Annotated in this window: 17 protein-coding genes and 1 pseudogene; 7 read left to right on the top strand and 11 right to left on the bottom strand. The window is 43.2% G+C overall.

Annotation, left to right across the window (positions count from 1 at the left end):
- Nucleotides 1-92: 92 nt before the first annotated feature.
- Nucleotides 93-680 carry a hypothetical protein gene (locus tag U5K35_RS14570; RefSeq protein ID WP_322572227.1) on the bottom strand — a complete coding sequence of 196 codons (588 nt, stop codon included), beginning with the start codon at nucleotides 678-680 and terminating at the stop codon, nucleotides 93-95.
- A 611-nt stretch (nucleotides 681-1,291) separates the two neighbouring features.
- Nucleotides 1,292-3,325: a TonB-dependent receptor family protein gene (locus U5K35_RS14565; RefSeq protein ID WP_322572226.1), complete on the bottom strand. Its 2,034-nt coding sequence runs from the start codon at nucleotides 3,323-3,325 to the stop codon at nucleotides 1,292-1,294.
- A gap of 62 nt (nucleotides 3,326-3,387) precedes the next feature.
- Here U5K35_RS14565 and U5K35_RS14560 point away from each other — a divergent pair, with 62 nt between their 5' ends.
- The 7 genes from U5K35_RS14560 (at nucleotide 3,388) to mltG (ending at nucleotide 10,571) form a co-directional block, all read left to right on the top strand.
- Nucleotides 3,388-3,705: a DUF2752 domain-containing protein gene (locus tag U5K35_RS14560; protein WP_322572225.1), complete on the top strand. Its 318-nt coding sequence runs from the start codon at nucleotides 3,388-3,390 to the stop codon at nucleotides 3,703-3,705.
- A complete protein-coding gene (locus U5K35_RS14555) occupies nucleotides 3,702-4,046 on the top strand; it encodes a TM2 domain-containing protein (RefSeq protein ID WP_322572224.1) in 345 nt (114 codons plus the stop codon). The genes U5K35_RS14560 and U5K35_RS14555 overlap by 4 nt, the downstream gene beginning before the upstream one ends.
- A complete protein-coding gene (locus U5K35_RS14550; RefSeq protein ID WP_322572223.1) occupies nucleotides 4,043-4,591 on the top strand; it encodes an HD domain-containing protein in 549 nt (182 codons plus the stop codon). The genes U5K35_RS14555 and U5K35_RS14550 overlap by 4 nt, the downstream gene beginning before the upstream one ends.
- A 61-nt stretch (nucleotides 4,592-4,652) precedes the next feature.
- The gene (locus tag U5K35_RS14545; RefSeq protein WP_322572222.1) at nucleotides 4,653-5,657 is read left to right on the top strand and encodes a DUF4097 family beta strand repeat-containing protein; all 1,005 of its coding nucleotides are present in this window, start codon (nucleotides 4,653-4,655) and stop codon (nucleotides 5,655-5,657) included.
- A gap of 28 nt (nucleotides 5,658-5,685) precedes the next feature.
- Nucleotides 5,686-7,743, top strand: coding sequence for a PP2C family protein-serine/threonine phosphatase (locus tag U5K35_RS14540; RefSeq protein ID WP_322572221.1), 2,058 nt, complete (start codon nucleotides 5,686-5,688; stop codon nucleotides 7,741-7,743).
- 32 nt (nucleotides 7,744-7,775) lie between these two features.
- Nucleotides 7,776-9,161, top strand: a complete 1,386-nt coding sequence (locus U5K35_RS14535; RefSeq protein WP_322572220.1) for a hypothetical protein — start codon at nucleotides 7,776-7,778, stop codon at nucleotides 9,159-9,161.
- 345 nt (nucleotides 9,162-9,506) lie between these two features.
- Entirely contained in the window at nucleotides 9,507-10,571 is a 1,065-nt protein-coding gene (gene mltG / locus U5K35_RS14530; RefSeq protein WP_322572219.1) for an endolytic transglycosylase MltG, read from the top strand.
- A 15-nt stretch (nucleotides 10,572-10,586) separates the two neighbouring features.
- Here the strand turns inward: mltG and U5K35_RS14525 are convergent, their stop codons facing one another.
- The 9 genes and pseudogenes from U5K35_RS14525 to metG all read right to left on the bottom strand — a co-directional run bounded on the left by U5K35_RS14525 (nucleotide 10,587) and on the right by metG (nucleotide 22,309).
- Complete coding sequence (locus U5K35_RS14525; protein WP_322572218.1) at nucleotides 10,587-12,320, bottom strand: ABC transporter substrate-binding protein; 1,734 nt, start codon at nucleotides 12,318-12,320, stop codon at nucleotides 10,587-10,589.
- A gap of 66 nt (nucleotides 12,321-12,386) precedes the next feature.
- Nucleotides 12,387-13,938 (bottom strand): annotated as a pseudogene (gene guaA, locus U5K35_RS14520) (glutamine-hydrolyzing GMP synthase).
- A gap of 23 nt (nucleotides 13,939-13,961) precedes the next feature.
- A complete protein-coding gene (gene gcvH, locus U5K35_RS14515) occupies nucleotides 13,962-14,342 on the bottom strand; it encodes a glycine cleavage system protein GcvH (RefSeq protein WP_322572216.1) in 381 nt (126 codons plus the stop codon).
- A gap of 12 nt (nucleotides 14,343-14,354) precedes the next feature.
- Entirely contained in the window at nucleotides 14,355-15,707 is a 1,353-nt protein-coding gene (gene accC / locus U5K35_RS14510) for an acetyl-CoA carboxylase biotin carboxylase subunit (RefSeq protein WP_322572215.1), read from the bottom strand.
- Between the two features lie 9 nt (nucleotides 15,708-15,716).
- Nucleotides 15,717-16,202: an acetyl-CoA carboxylase biotin carboxyl carrier protein gene (gene accB, locus U5K35_RS14505; protein ID WP_322572214.1), complete on the bottom strand. Its 486-nt coding sequence runs from the start codon at nucleotides 16,200-16,202 to the stop codon at nucleotides 15,717-15,719.
- 9 nt (nucleotides 16,203-16,211) lie between these two features.
- Entirely contained in the window at nucleotides 16,212-16,787 is a 576-nt protein-coding gene (gene efp, locus U5K35_RS14500; RefSeq protein WP_322572213.1) for an elongation factor P, read from the bottom strand.
- 95 nt (nucleotides 16,788-16,882) lie between these two features.
- Nucleotides 16,883-18,235, bottom strand: a complete 1,353-nt coding sequence (locus U5K35_RS14495; protein ID WP_322572212.1) for a sodium-dependent transporter — start codon at nucleotides 18,233-18,235, stop codon at nucleotides 16,883-16,885.
- A gap of 50 nt (nucleotides 18,236-18,285) precedes the next feature.
- The gene (locus U5K35_RS14490; protein ID WP_322572211.1) at nucleotides 18,286-20,271 is read right to left on the bottom strand and encodes an alpha-amylase family glycosyl hydrolase; all 1,986 of its coding nucleotides are present in this window, start codon (nucleotides 20,269-20,271) and stop codon (nucleotides 18,286-18,288) included.
- A 4-nt stretch (nucleotides 20,272-20,275) separates the two neighbouring features.
- Complete coding sequence (metG, locus tag U5K35_RS14485; protein ID WP_322572210.1) at nucleotides 20,276-22,309, bottom strand: methionine--tRNA ligase; 2,034 nt, start codon at nucleotides 22,307-22,309, stop codon at nucleotides 20,276-20,278.
- Nucleotides 22,310-22,378 lie beyond the last annotated feature (69 nt).

Genomic DNA, 22,378 nt, shown 5'->3' with positions numbered 1-22,378 from the left:
AATTCAGCCCATAACCTTGGGAGGTTATAAACTTGTTTCGTTTGCTAAAATAGTTTGTTAGAACCTATTTAGCAATAAACTTTATAAAAGTGTTAATCAAGAACATCCAAAGATTCTACAAGAACGTATTGTGAATTGTCTAATTTGGCGTTTTTTCCCTGTCGAGAAGATGTCCAGAGAACATCAGCTCGATCATAAACATCAACTATATAACCTTCTATAGATATAATATGACCGGTTTTGATCGACTTTAGTTGATCCTCTACGGATTCGTTTGCCGGAATTGCATGCATATAGAGAAGTTTTTCTCGAATTTCGCTGAAAGTCATTGGCGGCCGAATTACATCAATTTTAAAATCTCTTCGGCTAATCGGAGTTTTTACCTGATCTAAAACCCGCTCGTCAGAGAGATCTCCCCATCCTAAAACAAAATCGACCGGTGCAAGTTCAGATTTTTCATCAAACCAATATCTTTCATTTGAAATAACCCTTGCGGTTGTATTCAACCTGAATTTTGGTTGTAATGTGTAATGTTTTTTACTGTGCTCAGCGAGTTGAAAACCTCTTTCAACAACAGGAGCATCCGGAGCTGTTACACCAACTCCGTGTTTAATGGGTCTTTGATCCCAAAGATAGTAGGATCCTGCAAGGACGAGAATAAGAAATAGGTGCTTTAACATGGTCGCAAAATTAAAATTCATCTTACCTGTACTCAAGAGGTACGTACATTCATTTTGTTACAAAAAAGATAAATGATCCGCTAAAAATTACCATGATTATTAAAATATACTATAGCAAATCATACAGTTAGGGCCAGAACGAGTGCATTATGAGGTTAGCGTTTAATAGTTCTAATGATACAGCATTGAATCCGGCTATTCTGATAATGAAATAAACTGTTTACTTGGGGTTGCAAAGGTCTTAAAAATGGAGATTTGAGATAAGAATTTAAGCTGTAGTCATTCATTTTGGAGGAGGGTAGAGGCAGGTACTTTATAACCTTAATGAAATAGATTAACGTGAGTTCGATATAATTTTAAGGGTAATCGTCAGTTTGAGCGCAGTTTCGACCGTTTTTTTGGTCGGAACGAAGTCGAAAACACATTTCGACTTCATTTCAGGAAAAAAAAATACCCTCAAAATTTCGCTCAATGTGACGTATTGCATCATTTGAGGCATCTTTATCTCGAACTAACGTTATTTCAAGATTATATGGGTTATTTATCCGGGATCATAGGTTCACCGTTTAGCGAACCCGGGGGATGAAGCTCCCATCCAGAGTTCTGGTAAATCAAAGGAAATTTATCTGTATGCCGACATTGAAGTTTCTGTCTGCTCCCGGTTCAAAGAATCGTCCGCCAAAACCGTTGATGGCTACAGATGTGTTATATCGGGTATTCAATATGTTTTGAATCGACAAAAATGGCCGAATGGATACATTCTCAAAAAACTGATTTACACTTGCTGACCAACGGAAGTTAAGCAGAGCGTAGGAGTCGTTTTCAGCACTATTTTGATTATTCGTGTAGTAGCTTCCAACCCACTCGCTGTCGATACTTAAACTGTGTTGTCCGGGAGTATATGTGAGAACAGAGCCGAACCTGATGGGAGGCACACCGGGAATGTCATTGTCTTCCAAATTTCCGGAGTTAAATTTTGCGCTTAAAAGCGTAAACATCCCGTTAAATTGCAGATCCTGATGGATTCGTAAACCGACTGTTGATTCAACTCCATAGTGGCGAGTATTCCCTTCATTTCTGAAATATGTAGGCCCATCCTGTTCCGTTTGGAAAGGGAATAAGAGATCTTCCACCTGCATTGCAAAAAGCGTTAGCTCGTAATCAAATCGATCAACATTGCCTTGAATTCCTGATTCAAGTCCGATGGTTCTTTCGGGATCAACATTTTGATTAAATCCGTTTCCTCCTTCCGGCCGGTTAACGAGTTCTGTTGTGGTTGGCGATTCAAAACTTGTGCTGAAATTGAAAAACCATCTTGCACTGTCAAAAGTGTATGCGAGTCCGGCACTGGGATTTAACGAAAAGAAAGTTCTGGAACCTTCCTGTTCTACTCCGATTTCGTCATCTGCTTCAAAATTTAGCCAATCAGCTCTCAAACCTGTGCTGGCTGTTAATCTGTTTGAAAGAGGAATAGTCAATTGACCAAAAAGCGCACCGTTAGTAACCGTTTCTGTTTGTTGCACTTCAATATCGCCGCCTCTTTCCCCATTGATGTTATCCGTTTCCAGCCTGTCATCCTGCTGGAATTTTACTTCGGCTCCGATGTTGAGATCAAACGGAAGCGTGGTAAATTCGTACGTAGATCGGGTGCCACCGGCAACACGGTCAAGTCCTATGTACCCAAATGGAAGCGGATTGTCCACATCTCTGTAAACGGCATGGGCTGTAATATCCCATATCCCTTTTTTCAGTTCCTGAATATATGAAGCAGAAACCATTCCCTGGTCAAATGTCTTACCCGAAGAGCTGTTTACAAAACTGGGTGTTGCAGAAGTTGGATTATCAGTGGCATCTTCGCGGGTCAGTGAGCCCGGGTGTTGAGCTTTTGGCATGGATGTGAAGGCTGTTCTCACTAGCATTCTGCTTCTAATCCCAACTTGCCGCTCGTAATTTAATCCTGCTCGATATAGTCTTGCAGCACTATGATCACGAAAACCGTCGGTTTCAAAGTAGGTTCCGTATCCATATACCCGTGCGTCGCCGAGCGTGGTATTCAGCCGTAATTCTTGCTTGATGGTATTGAATGAGCCACCGTATCCTCTATACTGAACTTTTGGGGCATCTACCCGAGGTTTAGTTGATAGATGGAGTACGCCACCGCTGGAGTTTCCCCAAAAAGTAGCGGATGGTCCCCTCAACAGCTCAATCCTGTTTACCATAGCCGGATCGATCATACTCATGATGGTCTGTCCATCGGCAACCGTTAGCGGAATATCGTCCATGATTACCTGTATTCCACGCACTCCAAACTGAGAACGCCACCCCAGCCCGCGAATCGTTAATCTTTCGCCTAAAGCGTAGTTTTCGCGGTTGCTGATGAACAAACCGGGCAATGTGAAAGTAAGTTCATCCATTGTAGCTGCGGGCCTGGAAGCAATTTCGTGTGGATTTCGGAGCTTATAGCTAACCGAGAGTGGTGCACGCCCGATCGAAATTTTTGAATAGGTTGACTCTACTACAATTTCGTCCAGATCAACTTTTAGAGAATCAGGCACCTGCTGTGCACTAGCTGACGTTGCCAGGCCGATTAAAAATGTAATGGGTAACAAAAAAGAGAGAATTACGTAGCGATATATGGTTTTCATGTAAACTTTTAAATATGTAAGCTTAAATAATTGTCTGCGAATAAAGTATCAGTAAAATAAGTATGAATCTTTTCGGATCGTTCAAAAAACTATTTTTTTTACATTTTGAGTGGTTGGCACTTGCAACAGGGCTCATCCTGCTTGCATTTATGGATCCGCTGAGTCAAGCTCAGACACTGTGCCCGATTGAAAGACTAGGATTTTCTTACTGTCCGGGAGAAGGGCTGGGAAGATCTGTTTCTCATGCCTTTAGAGGAGATTTTAAAGCCTCCCTTTATTCTCATCCTGCAGGTATTGCCGCCATTTTGATTATTACAGGACGCATAATTTCCATTTTCCATCGAAACTTCAATATCAATAAAGAAAAAATAGACAAATGAAAGTATTTGAACATATGCCTGAGCTCGAAGGTGATGAAATGCAGTATATAAACAGGCTGCTCAACGATATGCCTGAGGACAAAATTGAGACCTTTGTACGAGTCTACGAGGCGCGTCGTAAGGATCCAATATTATTATTAATACTTGCCTTGATCGGATTCTTTGGAGTTGCAGGAATTCATCGATTTTTTGTCGGCCATATCGGGATGGGAATACTGTACATTCTTACAGCGGGACTCTGCTTCATCGGTACCATTGTTGATATGATCAATTATAAAAACTTTGCTTTCGAATACAATCGGAAAATTGCCCTGGAAGTAAAAGGAGAACTGAATCTATGATGCCTTCAAGAGAAAAATCACAACAGCTTCTGGAAAAATTTATCGAGAACGATAATTTACGCCATCATTCCCATATGGTGGCGATGGCAATGGAAGGGTATGCAAGGCATTTAGACAAATCTCAAAATGAGATTGATAAATGGTGGACGGCCGGGCTGTTGCACGATCTCGACTGGGAAAAATATCCGGATGAACATCCCAATAAAGCGGTGGAGGAAATTTTACCCGAAGCCGGTTATCCTGAGGATGTGATTTCTGCCATAAAAGCTCATGCACCGGAAAGAACTGGAAAAGAACCTGAATCAGAGATAGAACGCTATCTGTTTGCATGTGATGAACTTTCGGGATTTATGAATGCAGTTTCTTTAATGCGGCCAAACGGATTTTCGGATATGAAGGTGAAATCTGTTCGAAAGAAGCTGAAAGACAAGAAATTTGCTGAAAATGTTCCAAGAGAGGATATAAACAAAGGTGCAGAATTGATCGATAAAGAGCTGTCCGATCATATTCAATTTATGATCAATATTTTTAAAACATTGTTTTAGCTGAAACCCCTGTCAGATCTTTCCGTAGAGAAGCTCAGGTATTAACAGTTAAGAGTGTAAAATGATGATCAAAAACTTCATTTCATCCACAGGTAACCGATTGCTCCTTGTCTTGCTTTTAGCGATGTCAACCATCGCTATAAACGGTAATGCGCAGACCGTAATGTCTGTGGTTCAAACCGACAAAGAGTCATCCCTGCAGAGCGATCCTTATCGATCTGAGTTTTTCAGGGTAGCAGGCAATCCTACAATTAATATCAATACAATTTCCGGTGATATCGAAGTTGTTCAAAATCCGGAAATAGAGGGTGTTCAAGTTGATCTTTTTGTTAAGAGAGAATTTTCCCTTTGGTCGGGAACCCGAAATCTGGATAATTTTAGAATTATCATTCAAAAACAGGGAAATACGGTCATTGCTTCAGTAGAGGATCGGCGATCAGGCAGCACGCAATACTCATCAGGTGATGTGAAATTTACATTCATCGTTCAGGTCCCGGCTAAAGCCTCATTAAATCTTAGAACCATTAGCGGGGAAATTTATGCAGATGGGGTAGAGGGGCAGCACTATATCCAAAATCATGCAGGAGATTTAGAAATAAAAAATTTGACCGGAGAAGTGCGTGTAATTTCAACGGCAGGGAATATTTTACTGGATAACTTAAACGGTAATATTTTTGCCAAGACAGTGAGCGGAGATATTATGACTGATCAGAGCAAAGGTGAAGTCAGGCTTCGTACAACAACCGGGAATATCACAACTACAGCCTTATCAGGCACCTTGGTTGCTGCTACTACAAGCGGAAATATTCAATCCGATTTCAATGAGGTTTCGGTTGGCGTTTATCTTGAAACCAGTACAGGAAATATTGATCTGCAACTACCAAAATTAGCCGGATATGAAATTGATGCCCGCGGCCTCAGTTTTAATTTTGATGAACTGACAGGTGAGGAAATCACAAAAGATATTGGATTCCGCGACGCAACTGTTCAAATCAGAGAAGGCGGAATACCGGTCAATCTAAAAACAGTTGCCGGTTCCATTCGGGTTCGTGAAACTCAACAATAGAAGGGTGGAGAGAATAAAAGTAAAATATTTGATCGTTAGTCTACTGTGGATCTGTCTTTCTATACAAACTGCTGCAGGACAGGAGACATTCTTCCAGTTTGATGATTTAGATGTTGAAGAACTATCCGGAGAGAGTATGACCGGCAGTGATCAGATAATCTACATCAGCGATCGATGGAAGTTCATGTCCGGAGACAATACGGAGTGGGCAAATCCTGATTTTGATGACAGCGACTGGAGTGTGATCAGTACAAACTTAACAGTAGCTGACCTGTCATTTGTTGACTGGGAAGGGATTGGCTGGTTCCGGAAAAAGTTGCGGGTGAGTGGGGAACTGGCCGGAAAGCCGCTTGCTCTTGTCATCGACCGACATCTTGGGGCTTCGGAAATTTATCTGAATGGAGAAAAGGTTTATGAACTTGGCCGTTTTTCCACAAACCCGGACCGTGTTGAGCCATACAGCGGAAATGAATTGCCGGTTATTGTGTTTCCGGACACCACTGTTCAGTCGCTTGCGGTACGTTTCATTAATCCAAACAATGTTGAATCGACCCGTATTTTTGGAAATAACGGTTTCCGTTTTCTGCTTGCAGATTGGAAAACGCATCAAGATCAGGTTCTTTCATACATAAGCAACTGGACCGGTATCAGTATGTTTTATGCGGGTGTACTTCTCACATTTGCGGTCATTCACCTGTTGCTTTTCATTTTCTATCCCAGGGAAAAACGCAATCTCTATTTTTCACTTTTTGCCGGCGGTTTGCTGCTCATAACGTATTTTCTCTACAGGCTTGAGCTTGCAAGCTTCACTATTGCAACGATATCCTTTTTAAGGTTTGCTCTATTCTTCGAAATTATAGTGCTGGCATTTGCGGTAAGGCTCATGTACAGCATTAACGAAAAACAGAAAAGCGTTTATGCAAACCTGGTCCTCATAGCCGGATTATTAGCAGCATCATTTGTTTACTTCTACCCGGCTGACTTGGTCTGGATAAGGGAGCTTATCATTCTGATATTTGTGGCCGAGCTTTTGCGAACACTTTATCTGATGTACCGATCAAGAAAAGAAGGAGCATGGATTATCGGTGCGGGAATGCTCTTTTTCGTACTTGGCTTAATCACCAGCTTATTGATTAATTTTCAATTTATAAGCGGTGATGTGAGAATCATTAATATGACCGGCTCCGGACTATTGATTTTATCGATGTCCATATTTCTGTCGAGAGATTTTGCAGTCACTCGAAAAAATTTACAACAAAAGCTGGTTGAGGTTCAAGAGCTATCTGATCGTGCGTTGGAACAAGAACGAATTGGCAAAGAACGAGAAATTGAAAGAAGATTGCTGGAGGCAGAGAACAGAAGAAAAACTACGGAGCTGGAAGAAGCACGCGCCCTTCAGCTATCTATGCTTCCCAAAAAGATGCCGTCGGTAAATGGTTATGATTTGGCAGTTTACATGGACACAGCAACCGAAGTGGGAGGCGATTATTACGATTACAGCACGGAACAGGACGGCTCCATCGTATTGGCTTTGGGAGATGCAACGGGTCATGGCTTAAAAGCAGGAATAATGGTGGCCGCCGCTAAAAGCTATTTCCATACTTTAGTTCACGAAGTAGATTTGTGCACAATGCTAAAGCGAATCTCTTCCGGATTGAGAAACCTGAATATGCACTTGATGTACATGGGGTTTATTCTTGCAAAATGTCAGGGCAACCGAGTGCAAATTACGATAGCCGGAATGCCACCGGTGCTGTACTATTCAAGAAAGAGTAACAGTGTAGAGCAAATAGTCTTGAAGGGATTGCCTTTAGGAGGAAACGTAAACTTTCCGTACCAGACCAAAGAGTTGCAATTGGATCGGGGAGACGTACTCCTGTTAATGAGTGATGGATTGATGGAGCTCTTTAATCAAGACAGGGATATTTTAGGTATGGAAAAAATTGAGCAGGTGCTTCTCAATTCGGTTGATTTTAGTTCGGCAGATATTATTCAACAAGTAAACCATTTGGCAGAAACCTGGACGGGCGGTAAGGATCCGGAGGACGATATTACACTTATGGTTTTAAAAATTCCTGAAAACTGAAACTTCAGCAGATTATAAACGTAATCGCAGATATGGTACGATCAATTCTCATATTATTAGCTTTATCACTATTAACTCCTGTAATTGGCCTGGGCCAGCAAACAGCGGAGGATCCATTTAAACGGGATCCAATATTTAGCAAATCACTCGAAGAGCTGTTTGGTTCTGATCAGGCTGAAATGGAAGACGATTCAGACTCAACGGTTACAGAGGAGGCACAGCGAGCGGTACGAAGGCTGTCTTATTCCGGATTGGATTTAGGCGGTGATATTGAAGCAGGACCGTACTTCAGTAATGAACTGTACAGTCAATATCCAAATTTACCGATGATTCATTTTAACCGTGTTAACGGCCTTTTTCTTGGGATCAGAAAAGAGAGGATGCAGTGGTACCAGTCTAGCAGCTTTCTAGATATCGAACAGATACGACCCCATGGTTTTATTGGATACGGAACGGCATCAAAAGAGTGGGAGTATGCTCTTGGAGTTGAAAAATTGATTGGTAAAAGCCGAAGATTGATGGTTGGCGGAGAGTTTCATCGCGCTACATCTACAGAAGATTACCACCGCACAGGACTTATCGAAAATTCGTTGACCTCTTTTTTTGCTTCATACGACTTTCTTGACTATCACCAGATGGAAGGATTTGGGCTCTACACCGTATATCGCACCGATCGTTGGTTTGAGGCGGCATTCTCCTACAATCGTGATACGTTTACTTCTCTGGAAAGAAATACCACGTACTCACTGTTTGGGAAATCAAGCCCGTATCGTTTAAATCCACCGATTGACCGTTTTTCAGATGAAATTGATCTGGATCGTTACAGTTTCTCTTTTTCCTTCAATCCCAAAAATGTTCTGCTGGCCGATCGGTTTACGTTCGCAGCGTCTGTAGGTGCTGAGTTGGCTGACAACACCTCAAGTGACGAAAACTATCGCTACAACAAGTATTGGTCTCAGGTGAAGTTCTTCTACAATTTTGAGCCGGGTTCTGTTCTGCGATGGAGGGTTAAAGCCGGAGGTATTACCGGAGATGCACCCGACTTTAAGCAGTTTTACCTGGGCGGTATAGGTACTCTGAGAGGCTCACCTTATAAATTTTTCCAGGGCGACAATATGCTGCTCAGTAATCTGGAAATTCAATTTGGAAGATCTTCAAACCGACCCGGTGTCTGGATGAGAGATTACAACATGCACATCCTGTTGTTCTTAGATTCCGGCTGGACGCAACAATCAGGCATGTTAGCTATTCCAGATCCGGAGCAGGATTCGGGATTTTCATCCTTCAATTTCTCAGAGTTACAGCACGATGCCGGATTTGGTCTGGGAACAGGCGCTTTCAGATTTGAGATAGCATGGCCTTTGAAAGAATTCGATACAGAGCCAACCCTTTGGATACGGTTCAACCCCACATTTTAACCCGATATTTTTACTTCGCCTTGCTCACCCCCGAAAGCTTTCGGGGCTTGGTGAATATTCCGGGTTAAATTCTCTAAAATAAAAGAGCCCCAGGTCGACCAAAACCTGAGGCTGTTCTTTAGGGCATTTGATTCCTTTCAGAACCAAATATCTGTTTAAATATACGAAGATCTATCGAAAATGTTGCCACCCAATGGCATACTCAGTACAGATTGCCTGTTAAATTGTGTTAATTGAGTGTATGTCCCTCTTTTCTAACGCTTCGTTTGCTCAAACGGGGATTCATTTAAATAAATCTTATATTCTTCTCGTTTTCAGATATGATGATCACAACGATTACAGTAAATGAGTCCTTTCAATAAAAAAGAGTTTATCGCGCTGTTCGTACTCCTGGCAGCAGTTACCTTAATTTTGAGCGGTTGGCGCAACTACCGTCTTCACAACCCGTCAGCTATCCAGTCAGATATTCCTGTAGAGATCTATCTGCACGACCGAACCGGACTTGATTCGCTGGTAGAAAAAATGGACAGTCTTGGAGTAAATGTGGACAGCGAGGAATTGCGATGGGCCGGAAGAGTTTTGGGATGGAGAAACTTCAGGTCAGGTTTATATATTGTTGATGGTTCGCACTCTTATGATGAGTTTTTATCAAACATGGCCCGGGGTATTCAAAACGCTGCTTCTGTTACTATTCTTTCAGGAAGTGACCCGGATCGGATTGCTGTTACACTCGGCAATCAACTGAAAGCGGATGCCGATGAATTCTCCAGGATATTCACTGACAGCTCTGATATGGCACAGGAGCTGAACCTGAGCGGAGAGGAGTTATTTTCCAGAATGTTACCCAACACCTATCAAATATACTGGACTGCATCTCCGGAAAATGCTGTACAAAGAGTTTACAACGAGTTTGACAGAATGATTGCAGATCGTTATCGGGATGAAATTTCGGAGAGTCCTTACTCACTGAGCGAGATTATTACGCTTGCCTCAATTGTTGAAATGGAAGCGAAAGTCGCTGATGAAAAACCCAGGATTGCCGGCCTCTATCTAAATCGATTAAATAGAAACATGCTTCTCCAGGCTGATCCAACCGTAATTTATGCGTTGGGCGAACGTCGAAGACTGCTGTTTGAGGATTACAGGTTTGATCATCCATACAACACTTATATTTATGCAGGCTTGCCGCCGGGTCCAATCACTAATCCGGATGAGGCGTCAATCAGGGCTGTTCTAAACCCGGAGGATCACGATTATCTATTTATGGTGGCGGCACCTGACGGTTCGCATCGATTTTCGCGAACATTTGAGGAGCATAGAGAGGCGAGCGCCGAATGGAGAAGGTGGATTCAGGAACAGTACCGTCTACGCGATGAAAGAGAGCGACTTGAATCGGAAAATCAAGAGTAGCTTATTTCATTAAACTTAATCTTCCGAATCCGGCTCATCCTCAAATCTTGCCTGAGCCCGGGGTGTCAGAGGTTTAACGTTAACTATCTGGTTAATTCTATGGCCATCAAAATGAATTTGAAGTGCCAGGCCGTTGTAAACGTCCTTATTTCTCAGAACACGACCCAAATATGATGGATTGCCGGCAGTTTCTAAACTCTGAAAGAGAAATGTAGCCGTATCGTAACCCATCCTCGCAAAGCGATCAGGTGAAGTATTGAACCGGGTTGAGAAATCCTCTTCAAAATAGGCCACTGTGGTTGAGTCGGCTGCAGTTCCGCTTGCCTGACTATGAAAAATTTCGAATGTTCTGCGCTGATAAGCAGACAGATCCGCATCTTGCCACTCTTCTGATCCTAATATGATCTGACGGCTTCTCATCGCTTCGAGATCGTTCATCAGCAGGCTAGCCATGGTACTGGATGCCTGACCCGTGAAAGGAGCGTAGATGGCCTGTGTGGGGATATATCCGAGAGAATCGCTCAATGCTTCATCCGGTGTAAACACTTCTGTGAATTCGCTTAAATCATAACCGATAGCTGCAAAATCATCCTCAAAATAGTAAGAGATAAATGCACCTAATCGCTCTGCTTCTTTACGAAACGCAAGGGCCGATTCGCGACCCAGCGAATTTTCTTCTGTGATAACGGCAAGTGTATCGAGGCCCAGTTCCTGAACAGCGTATCGCGCCATATTTTTCCCGTGAACTTCGAAAGTCGGGTTGAACTGGAAAGTATAATTATAATCAAGGTTCAGCTCGTCAGAATTGGCCAGAGGCGCCAGCATTGGAACTCTGTACTCTTCAGCCAGCTCAGCCATACGTTGAGCTGTATCTGAGAATAGTGGCCCAATCACAGCATCAGCATGATGAGCCCAGGCCAGCTCTGTAACAGCCATTGCGGTTGTATCGGGGCTTTCCGCTGAGTTTTTGAAAATGAGCTGCACTTTTTTGTCCGAGTTACGGCTGTTGAACTCTTCAGCTGCGAGCATAATTCCGAAGTACAGGTTTCGGGGAATGGTAAAATCAGGATCTTCCTCATCAAATGTTGGCAACACAACCCCGATATGGTAGACAGTACCTTCAGGCGCTGTAGGATAGCTGAATGTGGAGTTTTGGCTGATTTGATTTAGATTAAGCGATTCCAGGATTTGATCGTGAAGTGAAGTATCCGGTTCAAGCCGTAAAAGCTCGTTCACTACGGAGCGAAAAAGGGGTTCATCCATTTGCCTCTTGGATTGCCGGGCAACGTCCATTCGAAGAGAACGGCTATCAGCGTTTTGTAAAACTTCAAATTGTTCGCTGATATCCAGATATCGAATAATCTGGTTATATAGTCGTCTTGCATCTATCTGAATACCGGATCTGTTACTGCTATCCAGAAGTTGACTAAGTGTATTTAGGCTTGATGAATAATCTTTCGTTCTGAAATACAGTACAGCTTTTGTGTATTCAGCTTCTTGTTGAATACTCGTTCTTTCACTGTTCTGCAGCTGATCCAGGTAGCTACGTGTGAGTGGATAGTTGCCGAGAGCCAGATAGCTTTTTCCGATAAAGAGTAATGCTTCATCAGAGTTTACATTCTGTAAGATCTCTATAGCTTCTTCATACTGTTCACTTTCATAGAGCTCAACTCCCTCTTGAAATGATTGAGCAGATGCGTATTCAGTTAAAAAAAGAAGAGTGACGAGTAAAACTAAATATTTTTTCATATCGGTTGAGAATCGTACAAATTAAAGTCAATGAAATAAAGAGTTTTGATGAAAAAATGTTCCTCTCTATTCCCACTCAATGGTTGCAGGCGGCTTTGGAACTGATATCGTATACCACTCGATTTACACCACGCACTTCATTAATAATCCGGTTACTGACCATAGCAAGAAATTCGTAAGGAAGATGTACCCAATCGGCAGTCATGCCATCCAGGCTGGTAACAGCTCGCAGTGCCACGGTAAACTCGTATGTTCTTTCGTCGCCCATCACACCGACAGACTGAACGGGAAGAAGTACCGCAAGCGCTTGCCATACTTCGTCGTACAGCTTGTGATCTCTGAGTGATTGAATGAAAATATCGTCAGCTTCTCGTAAAAGCCTCAGTTTGTCTCTGCTAATTTCACCCAAAACACGAATTCCCATTCCGGGACCCGGAAAAGGATGTCGCCCGATTAAGGCCTCAGGAATTCCCAGCTCACGTCCAACATTACGAACTTCATCTTTGAAAAGCTCTCTGACCGGTTCGATAAGGTCGAGATTCATCTTCTCGGGCAGTCCGCCAACATTGTGATGAGACTTGATGGTTGCGGAAGGACCTTTGAATGAGACGCTTTCAATAACATCAGGGTAGAGGGTGCCCTGTGCTAAATACTTGTACTCAGATTCATCTTCAATTGCTTTATCGAATACTTCAATAAAGGTATTTCCAATAATCTTCCTTTTTTCTTCGGGATCGGATACTCCTTCCAGTTTATCCAGGAATAGATCTGATGCATCAATTCCCTTAACCGGAAGATGCAGGTTATCTTTGTATGTTTGCAGAACTTTTTCGAACTCATTTTTGCGCAAAAGGCCATTATCTACAAAAATACAGAGCAGCTGGTCTCCGATGGCTTTATGCAAAAGAGTGGCAACTACGGTAGAATCCACTCCGCCGGAAAGGCCGCAAATCACCTTGTCATTTCCAACTTTTTCCCGGATAGCTTCGATTTCAGTTTCAATAAAAGATGCTGCCGTCCAATCCCCGGAACACCCTGCAATATTGATCACAAAGTTTTCCAGCATTTTTGCACCGTCTTCAGTGTGTACTACCTCCGGATGAAATTGAACGCCGAAGATCGGTTTCTCACTGTGTTTTACGGCAGCAACAGGCGCATTCTCTGTGTGCGCAATAATTTCATAAGGGGAGGGAAGCTTTTTGATGTGATCTCCATGGCTCATCCATACAATGGAACCGTCGTCAATTCCTTTAAAAATATCGGAGTGATCATTGATTAACAGTTCTGCACGCCCGAATTCACGTTTGTCAGCTTTTTCCACGCTGCCGGGCTTGATGGCGTGAGCAAGGGACTGAAGTCCGTAGCAAATTCCCAGTACAGGAATATCAAATTTGAAGTAGTCCAGGTTTAAAACCGGAGCATCCTCATCATACACGCTTTTTGGTCCGCCGGAAAGGATTAAACCTTTGGGCGGATGATTCTCAAATTCTTTTTTTGGAGTGTTATATGGATGTATTTCGCAATAAACATTGAGTTCTCTGAGCCTTCTGGCGATGAGCTGTGTGTATTGTGAGCCAAAGTCTAAGATGAGAATCCACTCATCGTGATGAGTATGCATTATATACAGTTGTTGTAAATTATTTAGTCAATCAGTTGTTCGTAATCTTCAGGAGACAGAAGGCTGTCGAGTTCAGATGCGTCAGAAAGCTTCATTTTAACCATCCAGCCGTCTCCGTAGGGATCATTGTTTACCAGCTCGGGATCATCTTCAAGGTCTTCGTTTATCTCGGTAACTTCGCCGGAAACAGGTGAAAAGAGTTCAGAAACAGTTTTTACAGCTTCTACCGTGCCTAAAACTTCATCTTGATCAAATTCTGATCCTTCAGGCTCAAGCTCAACAAAGACAATGTCTCCCAGTTCACCCTGAGCAAAATCAGTGATTCCAATTGTTACGGTACCGTCACCGTTATCGCGGATCCACTCGTGCTCTTTTGTGTATTTCAGATCATCAGGAATGTTCATAAAAGTAAATGGTTATTTTTGTTCCGGTTTAAATTTGAAATGCTGCTCTAAATACTGTGTATTAAAATCACCAGTCTGAAAGTTTTTGTCTTCCATTAATTGCAGGTGATAGGGTATGGTCGTTTTTACACCTTCCACGATAAATTCCTGCAGTGCGCGTTTCATACGTGCAATTGCCTCTTTTCTGGTAGGAGCACTCACAATCAATTTTGCAATCATTGAATCATAATGCGGCGGAATTCTATAGCCCGCATAGGCGTGCGTGTCAACCCGTACACTGTGTCCGCCCGGAATGTTGAAGGATGTGATTTCACCGGCAGTAGGACGGAAATTAAACTCCGGATCTTCCGCGTTGATTCTGCATTCGATGGCGTGTCCGCGCATTTTCAGTGGAGACATATCAATTTTTTCGCCGGCGGCTACTCGAATTTGCTGTTCTACAATATCGCACCACGTAATTTCTTCTGTAACCGGATGTTCAACCTGAATTCGGGTATTCATCTCCATGAAATAGAAATTCAGATCTTTATCAACGATAAATTCAACGGTTCCTGCACCTTCGTAATCGATGGCTTTACCTGCGTTAACCGCAGCTAATCCCATCTTGTCACGAACTTCGGGTGTCATAACCGGAGAAGGGGCTTCCTCAAGAATTTTTTGATGACGGCGCTGCAGTGAACACTCACGTTCACCTAAATGCTTAATATTTCCGTGCTGATCTCCCATGATCTGAATTTCGATATGACGGGGATTGACCACAAATTTCTCGATATAAACAGCAGGATTACTAAAAGCCGATTCAGCTTCGTTCCGGCACGTTTTGAAAGAGTGTTCGAATTTGTCATCACTTTCAACAACACGCATTCCTCGGCCACCGCCACCGGCACTGGCCTTTATAATGACCGGGTAACCAATTTCCTTGGCAATCTTTTTTCCCTCGTCAACGGATGTGACGATACCTTCTGAACCGGGTACCACAGGTACATCATTTTTTATCATCGTGGCCTTTGCTGTAGCTTTATCACCCATATTTTCGATCATATGGGGGGAAGGGCCGATAAATTTGATGTTGTGTTCTTCACATATTCTGCTAAATTCCGCATTCTCAGCTAAAAAACCGTAACCGGGATGAATAGCTTCTGCATTGGTAATCTCAGCTGCTGCAAGAATACTTGGAATTTTAAGGTAACTGTCACGTCCCGGAGGTGGGCCAATACAAACCGCCTCATCTGCAAATTTCACATGCAAACTATTCTGGTCTGCAGTGGAGTAGACCGCAACGGTTTTAATTCCCATTTCTTTGCAGGTACGAATAATACGAAGTGCAATTTCACCTCGATTCGCGATTAAAATCTTTTTAAACATACTGTTTAATTAAGCTTTTTTGATAATGAACAACGGCTGATCGAATTCTACGGGTTGACCGTCATCAACAAGAATTTTTTGAACAGTTCCTGAGAATTCTGCTTCGATTTCATTCATAATTTTCATTGCTTCAACAATACAGAGGGTATCACCTTTCTGCACAGTATCTCCAACCTTAACAAATGGATCAGAATCAGGCGATGAGGCTTCGTAGAATGTTCCAACAATCGGAGATTTAACGGTATCACCATCAGGCTGCGACTCTTTACTTTCAGATGCTGAAGAATCTGTAGGGGCAGGAGCCGATGCCGGCTGAGCTGCCTGAGCAGGTGCTTGCTGAGCCGCAGGCATTTGAAACTGCATTGGTGCAGACTGAGCAGGAGCATCAGACTGTTTTTTAACTTTCATTTTAAAATCTCCTTCCTCAATAGAAACTTCATTGAGTTCAGTTTTTGAGATAAGGTCTAGCAGGTTTTTGACAAGTTTTAAGTCCATAATAACTGTTTATTTAGTTTTAGCTCTTTCTAGATATTCACCGGTTCGTGTATCTACGCGAATTACTTCACCTTCGTTAATGAAAAGCGGAACCTGAACAACGGCACCGCCGGAAATCGTAGCAGGCTTGCTGCCGCCTTGTGCCGTATCACCGCGTATTCCGGGATCGGTTTGTACAACTTCAGCTTCCACTTGATCAGGTGGTTCAGCAAAAAGAATCTGTTCATTGTCTACATCGATAGAGAGTGTGCAAACCAGTCCGTCGAAGATAAATTCCGAATTTTCTACTCGTTTACGTTCCAGCGGTACTTGTTCGTAGGTTTCTTGGTGCATAAAGAAAAACATATCACCCTCGGAATAGAGAAACTGGTAGGGATGTTTTTCTACACGGATGGATTCAACAGACTCCCCGGAGCGAAACGTTTTTTCAATATTCTTTTCGTTTTCAACGCCCTTTAACTTTGTGCGAACAAATGCACCGCCTTTTCCGGGTTTTACATGTTGAAAGTCAACAATAGTGTAAATTTCATTGTCCAGCAGAATATTCATTCCGGGACGGAAATCGGATGTACTTACTTTTCCCATACGTTAGTTTAGTTCAAATTTAGACTTCAAAAATACAGCAGGTTCTGTTCGATAACAACTTACTGCTGTAAAGTAATTCGAATTTTGCTTTCAGATTATCCCAAAATGGCCTGAGCTAAAATAAAGAGAATGATAATCGGACAGATAAATTTGATAAATACAGACCAAACAGTTGTAAACCATGAATCACGAATATCTTTAAATCCGTTCTTCATCTCATCCACGGCACTTTTTGTTTTCCAGAAATATCCAATAAAGATACAGATTAAAAGTCCACCAAGCGGCAGGCCTATCACACTGAATATGTAGTCGATGTTTCCGATCAGAGCTGTATTGAATGAGATAATGATTGAAATGACCAAAACGGTTAATCCAACATAGAGCGCTGCTTTTGTCCTTCGTACACCGTGTTCATCAATAATATAAGAGGTTGGTACTTCCAGGAGTGATATGGTTGACGTAAGTGCAGCTAAACTGAGCAGGAAGAAGAAGGATATCCCAATCGTTAAACCCAATACACCGCCCATCTGGGAAAACAGTTCAGGTAAAATCTGGAATATGAGTGCAGGCCCGGCAAGAAAGTTTCCGGAGGCATCGTAAATTTCAACGCCCTGCGCCTGAGCAAGGAAAATAGTTGGCATAATCAACAGACCGGCCAAAAACGCGATTCCAACATCAGCAAGTGTTACATAACTGGCGGCTTCCACAATGTTCTCTTTTTTGCTCAAGTAAGATCCGTAGGTTATAAGGGCACCCATTCCCAAGGAGAGAGAAAAGAAGGCCTGTCCCAGTGCGGCAAGAACCAGCTCACCGGTAATCATGGAAAAGTCGGGTTTCAAGTAGACTTCAAGTCCCTCTGTAGCGCCGGGCTGAAATACAACATAGAGAGTCATGATGGCTAAAATGAGAACCAAAAGCGGCATCATCAGTTTCGTGGCTCTTTCAATTCCCTCGCTAACTCCACCGCGAATAATCATGATGGTTAAGCCCATAAATATCATGGCAAAAATGGCATTGACATAGCCGTTTTCAGAATCAGCTAAAAGCTCGGCAGTGGAGTGCCAGCCCGCAAATGTGAATATCTCAACAAAGACGTGACTAAATGTCCAGCCTGCAATAATGGTGTAGAAACTCAGGATCATCACACCACACAAAACACCCCAAAAACCGACCAGGGGAAAAAATTTGTTTGTGCTGAGGGCTTTAAAAGCGCCAACAGGATTTTTCTGTGTGCTGCGCCCGATTGAAAGTTCCGCAATCATAACAGGGAGTCCGATCAGTACAACGCAAATGATATAAATAAAGAGAAAAGCGGCCCCACCATTTGATGCGGCTTCGGTTGGAAATCGCCAGATATTTCCCAGTCCAACGGCCGATCCGGCTGCTGCGAGAATAAATCCAAATTTTGTGTTCCAGGTACCACGGTTATTGGTAGGAGAAGTAGCCAAAGTGAGATAGATTTAGGTTAATAGAGACGCACTAAAATATTCGCTGAAGATCAATGTCGCAACTTTCTTAACAACATTCCGCTTTGAGGTTCAATTTTTACTGTTCCACTTGCTATATCTACAGACTGAATTGATACAATATCCTTATTTGCAATAACTTCCCACGTGCCTTCAGGAAGTCTGCAGTTAGCTTTCTCATTAGCTGAGGCGTTAAGGAGCACATAATAGTCATTTAAGTCTCCGCTTTCATTACCGCTAATGTAAAAAGTGATAACCAGCGGATTCCCATAATGTTCGAAGCTGATTTCGTGAGGTTCGCAACGGCTTAAGGCCGGACAATGCTTTCGTATCTGAATCAGCCCCCGGTAATAATCGAACAGGGACGAATTTAATCGAATATCATCAAAATTGATCCAGTTGGTTTCGTTGTTTTTCTGGTAGCTGTTGTGGTCCATTTTCCCCACATCATCATCGGGATACGGTGTCTTTGCAATAATCTTGGATCTTGCGAACTCCTGCCCCGTATGGATCATCGTTATACCCTGTGCAGTAAAAAGTGTTAGCGCGGCTAACTTGGCAATCTTTAATTCAGACGGATTGAGTTTTACGTGTTTTTCTCTGTCGGTGATTTTTTCATCCTGCAGCTCAGGCTTCAGACCTATACGAATAAAATCACCCAGAGTGTATCCGTCGTGGCTTTCAAGATAATTCACACTGTGGGCTGAGGTGTTATACAAACCGCCTTCACCATGATTCAGTGTTCCCTTAAAGATGTTTTCCAGCCGTTCCCGCCGTGTTTCGTGCTGCCATTCAGAGAATATAAATCCCTTATCTTGCATTGGGTTAGACCCTTTGATACTGTTCCGGATTCGATCATTCCAGGAAGCCCAGTCGTGATTGGAAAAGTCCTGAGGAGAGTAGTAACCACCCCATGGTTCTGCAATAAGAACGGTTTTCGGATATTTTTCGTGAACTTTGTTCCTGATTACATCCCATGATTTTCTGTCAAGCAGAGCTGCAAGGTCAAATCGAAATCCGTCGATATGATACTCTTCTATCCAGTAAAGCAGAGAGTCTACAATTAACTGGCGAGCTACGGGATTTTCGGACCGGAACTCGTTGCCTGTACCGCTTCTGTTAAGGAGCTCACCATTTTCATCAGACCTTAAATATTCGTCGGGGCAGAGATGAGTGAGTGGATTGACGTCAAAAAGGGATGTGTGATTAAAAACCACATCCATAATGACTGTCATATTCTCTTTGTGCAGTTGCTTAACAACCTCTTTTAACTCGGTAACGGCCGCGGTGGTTTTACCGGAAAAACGATTGGAGTAATCCGACGCGAAAGAGCTCTCCGGCGCAAAGAAAAAGGAGGTCATATAACCCCAATAGTTGGTCGAATATGGATTCCAGCTGTTTTGAAAACCCTCGGGGGTGGTTTCTTCGAATGGCGGCTCGATTGGCGGAAATTTGTGAAGCGGAAGAAATTCAACACAATTGATCCCAAGCCGTTTCAGGTAATTGATTCCGCCTTTTTGATTTGGGTCAGTAAACTTTTGATAAAACCCCTTTCCTTTCGCCTTGCTGCTTGGATGTGCCGTTAAATCTTTCAGATGAGTTTCGTATATGATAAGATCCCTGGGATCATCGGGGAAGCAGTGTGTATCGCCTTCCCAATCAAAATCATCCTTATAAATGTAACTTCGGGCGTCCTGGCGATATGTGTTTCGAACGGTGACATGCTTGCTATATGGGTCCGCAAAATGTTCATTGATATAGGGAGAGTCGGGCTTAGATTCTTCATCGGCAAACTCAACGTCATAAGCATACCATCTGCCGGATTGATCACCCTGAATTTCCACTTGCCAGTAACCGTCGGCATCCATCTGCATAGAATGGGGGACACCATTTTCAGCGTCGTATGCATCAAACAGAATACAGCTTATCGCCGAAGCGTGTGGGCAGTAAATACAAAAATTGGTGGCGTTATCGGTAAACGTAACGCCCGGTTTAGATTCGAACCTGGTTCTTTTCATAAAATTACATTACCGGACTTCCGGGTTCCGCATCTGTTTCAACGAAGTGGAGTTTGCCTTCAGTGTCTTCACCCATCAGGATCATTCCGTTGCTTTCAACGCCCATCATCTTTTTAGGGGCGAGATTTGCCACAACAACCACCGAGCGGCCTACAATCTCATCAGCTTTAAAAAATTCTGCGATACCGGATAGAATCGTACGCTTCTCAAAACCGAGATCAACGGTAATGTTGAGCAGTTTTTTTGATTTTTTGACCTTCTTGGCATCTGTTATTTTACCCGCACGGAAATCGAGCTTCACAAAATCATCAAATGTGGCGGTCTCTTTTAGCGGCTCATAATCCTTTTCATTGGTTCCGGCAGATTCTGCAGCCCGTTTTTCCAGAATATCAACCTGTTCCTGAACGGCTTCATCTTCAATTTTTTCAAACAGAATTTCACCTTGTTCAACAATCTGACCGGCCGGAATGAGATCTGACGTTACATCATCCCACTGTAGTGTATCGGGAACACCCAACTGTTTTCTCAATTGAGACATTTTTGCCGGAAGCACCGGGTGAAACAGAATAGAGAGAGCAGCGGAAATTTGCACGCAAACGTTCAGCGTATTGCCGCAGGCCTCCGGGTTCTCCTTTCGGGTTTTCCACGGCTCTGTTTCTGTAAAATATCGGTTTCCGATTCGAGCCAGGTGCATTGTCTCTGCAATGGCTTCACGGAATTTGTAAGAGTTGTACGCATTCTCAATTTTCTGTTTCTGATTTTCAATCTCTTTGAGTGTGTTCAGATCCAGCTCTGTTGGATTGCTCAGTTTCGGAACGGCCCCGTCAAAAAATCGCTCGGTAAAGCTGAGTGTGCGAAATACAAAATTTCCGAGAATATCAGCCAGCTCGCTGTTCACCCGGCTTTGGAAGTCATTCCATGAAAAATCGGAGTCTTTAGTTTCCGGCAGGGTAGTGCCCAGTACATAGCGAAGCAGATCGGCTTCAAAATAGTCGAGATACTCCTCCAGCCAAACCGCCCATCCCTTGGATGTTGAGAGTTTTCGGCCTTCAAGGTTGAGAAATTCATTGGCCGGTACATTTTCGGGAAGAACAAACTCACCGTGCTGCATCAGCATGGCAGGAAACATGATGCAGTGAAATACAATGTTATCTTTTCCGATGAAGTGAACCAGTGAGGTTTCTTCATCCTGCCAGTAGGTTTTCCAGAGATCGGGTTCACCCTTCTCCTCGGCCCACTCTTTTGTGGCGGAGATGTAGCCGATAGGGGCATCAAACCAAACATAGAGTACTTTTCCTTCACCATCAGGCAGAGGAACAGGTACGCCCCATGTAAGATCGCGGGTTACGGCGCGATCGCTAAGACCGCCATCGAGCCAGCTCTTGCATTGGCCCACAACATTCGGTTTCCAGTTCTCCCGGGAATCGATCCACTCCTGAAGTCTGTCCTGAAAATCTCCGAGTGGGATGAACCAATGCTCGGTTGATTTTAAGATTGGCTTATTTCCGGTCAAGGCACTTACAGGATCGATCAGATCGGTGGGAGAGAGGGAGGATCCGCATTTCTCGCACTGATCTCCGTACGCTTCCGGATGACCGCATTTCGGGCAGGTTCCCTTTACATAGCGATCGGGTAAATACATGTTGGCGTCTTCATCATAATACTGCTCCTGACTTTTCTTTTTGAATACGCCCTGCTCATAAAGTTTGAGAAAGAAATCCTGAGAGGTCTTTCTGTGAGTTTCTGAACTTGTACGTCCATAGTAATCAAAGTCAATTCCAAACTTGTCGAAAACGGCTTTGTTACGTTCGTGATATCGGTCTACAATTTCCTGCGGGGTTACGCCCTCTTTTTCGGCGGCGATAGTGATAGGAACACCATGCTCATCAGAGCCACAAATATGGATGATATCTTCACCTTTGAGCCGTTGAAACCGGGTATAGAGATCGGCCGGAAGATAGGCTCCGGCGAGGTGCCCGAGATGAATCGGACCATTGGCGTAGGGCAGTGCAGAAGTAACTAATTTTCGTTTCGACATAAATTCTTTTAATACTTGGTTCAGGCCGCTGAAATTAAGGTCTGTGGCGTTAAATTACCAATAAAGCTT

This window comes from Rhodohalobacter sp. (assembly GCF_034521535.1).
GTDB lineage: Bacteria > Bacteroidota > Rhodothermia > Balneolales > Balneolaceae > Rhodohalobacter.
The sequence above is the reverse complement of the archived record's forward strand: the minus strand, read 5'-3'. Positions and strand labels throughout refer to the sequence as shown.